Source organism: Pseudomonas sp., from assembly GCF_037994325.1.
GTDB lineage: Bacteria > Pseudomonadota > Gammaproteobacteria > Pseudomonadales > Pseudomonadaceae > Aquipseudomonas.
Genome location: NZ_JBBNAH010000453.1, coordinates 1 through 2,032, shown reverse-complemented (window position 1 = coordinate 2,032; position 2,032 = coordinate 1). Strand labels below are relative to the sequence as shown.

The following is a 2,032-nucleotide window of genomic DNA, read 5'->3' as shown; positions in this document are numbered from 1 at the left end:
GGCCGGGGTGAGGGCCAGGGCACACGCGGTCACCGCTAAAAGCAAAAGCCCCTCACCCGCCCTTCGGGCACCCTCTCCCGCAAGCGGGAGAGGGGATAAATTCGCAATCAGCAAAACAAACTCAACTGCTCTGCCCCTCTCTCGCTTGCGGGAGAGCGGCCGGGGTGAGGGCCAGGGCACACGCGGTCACCGCTAAACGCAAAAGCCCCTCACCCGCCCTTCGGGCACCCTCTCCCCTGTCCAGGCGACCGCAAGCAGGCGAGGGAACGGGTTCAGGATCGGTGTTAAACCCGAGCGGCAAACAATGCCTGATGCTGCCGGCACTGCGCCGCCGTCAGCAAAAACACGCCATGGCCGCCGTTCACAAACTCCAACCAGGTGAAGTCCACCTCCGGGTACAGCGCCTCGACATGCACTTGGCTATTACCCACTTCCACCACCAACACGCCCTGCTCGGTCAGGTGGTCAGCCGCTTCGGCGAGCATGCGCCGTACCAGGTCCAAACCATCATCGCCACAGGCCAAGCCAAGCTCCGGTTCGTGGTGGTATTCGGCCGGCATATCAGCGAAGTCTTCGGCATCCACATACGGTGGGTTGGACACAATCAGGTCAAACCGCTGCCCCGGCAAGCCGGCAAAACCGTCGCCTTGCACGGTGAACACGCGTTCTTCCAGACCATGGCGTTCAATATTCTGATTGGCCACTTCCAGCGCTTCAAAGGACAAATCGGCGAGCACCACTTCAGCCTCGTCAAATTCATAGGCGCAGGCAATACCAATGCAACCGGAGCCGGTGCACAGGTCGAGAATCCGCGTTGGTGTGTCGGCCAACCAGATGTCGAAGCGTTGTTTGATCAGCTCGGCAATTGGTGAACGGGGAATCAGCACGCGCTCGTCAACAATAAACGGCAGGCCGCAGAACCAGGCTTCGCCGAGCAGGTAGGCGGTGGGCACGCGGTCTTCGATGCGTTGTTTGAGCAAGGTTTGCAGGTAGTCGCGCTCGTCGTCTTCCAGGTTGCAGTCCAGGTAGGCATCGGCGATTTCCCAGGGCAGGTGCACTGCGCCGAGTACAAGCTGCCGCGCATCGTCCCAGGCGTTGTCGGTGCCATGACCAAAGAACAATTCTTCGGCATGGAAACGGCTGACGGCCCAGCGAATGTGGTCACGCAGGGTACGCAAACGAGAGGTCGAAACGGTCACAGCGGCATCTCCAAAGTCGAGGGCGGCAGTTTAGCCGAAGGCGCATTACGCTCGGTTGCTTTATTGCGCCCGCCTGCAGCCAGCGCAAACCGGGGGCAGCACGCGCGTACAAGCAAAAAGATTCACAGCCACCGCTTGTGGGGTGACAATGGCGCCCATTCGCATCGTCAGGAGCCTAGACATGTCCCAACCGCAAACCTTACTCCAGCTCACCGGCCGCAGTTATGCGCCGGCCAGTTTGGGTAATGCCTGCCTGCTGATTATTGATGCGCAAGAGGAATACCGCAGTGGCGCCATGCCCCTGCCCGGCCTGGACGCGGCCATCGCGCAAATCGCCGTTTTGCTCGAAGCCGCCCGCGCCAATGGCTCGCCCATCGTCCATGTCAAACACTTGGGCGTGCCCGGTGGCTTCCTCGATCCCCAAGGGCCACGCGGCCGGTTTATGCCGGAATTGGCGCCGCTGCCGGGTGAAACCGTGGTGGAAAAACGTCTGCCCAATGCCTTCTCGGGTACTGACCTGCATGGCCGCCTGGAAGCCATCGGCCGCCTCGATTTGATCATCTGCGGCTTTATGACCCACTCCAGTATCAGCACCACCGTGCGCGCCTGCAAAGACTACGGTTACCGTTGCACCCTGGTGGACGGCGCCTGCGCTACTCGCGACCTGCCCTACGGCGATGGTGTGATCAGCGCTGCCGAAGTGCACCGCACCGAGATGGCGATTCTGGCCGACAACTTTGCCGCGCTGGTCAGCCACTCCAAGGCGCTGATCTGAGCCGTAGGCGAATCATCAGGTGACCAAATGCCCGCCGCAAATGCGGGCAGCACTGAAC

Annotated in this window: 2 protein-coding genes; one reads left to right on the top strand and one right to left on the bottom strand. The window is 61.3% G+C overall.

What is annotated here, in order from left to right:
- Nucleotides 1-284: 284 nt before the first annotated feature.
- Nucleotides 285-1,199 carry a 50S ribosomal protein L3 N(5)-glutamine methyltransferase gene (prmB, locus tag AAAB16_RS15240; protein WP_340664081.1) on the bottom strand — a complete coding sequence of 305 codons (915 nt, stop codon included), beginning with the start codon at nt 1,197-1,199 and terminating at the stop codon, nt 285-287.
- Nucleotides 1,200-1,380: 181 nt separating this feature from the next.
- On the opposite strand from prmB, the gene AAAB16_RS15235 reads away from it, so the two are divergent.
- Complete coding sequence (locus AAAB16_RS15235; protein ID WP_340664080.1) at nt 1,381-1,974, top strand: cysteine hydrolase family protein; 594 nt, start codon at nt 1,381-1,383, stop codon at nt 1,972-1,974.
- The last annotated feature ends 58 nt before the right edge of the window (nt 1,975-2,032 follow it).

Bases quoted from the DNA above. Each gene is read 5' to 3' on its own strand.
- AAAB16_RS15235 (WP_340664080.1), top strand. From the start codon at position 1,381: ATGTCCCAACCGCAAACCTTACTCCAGCTCACCGGCCGCAGTTATGCG.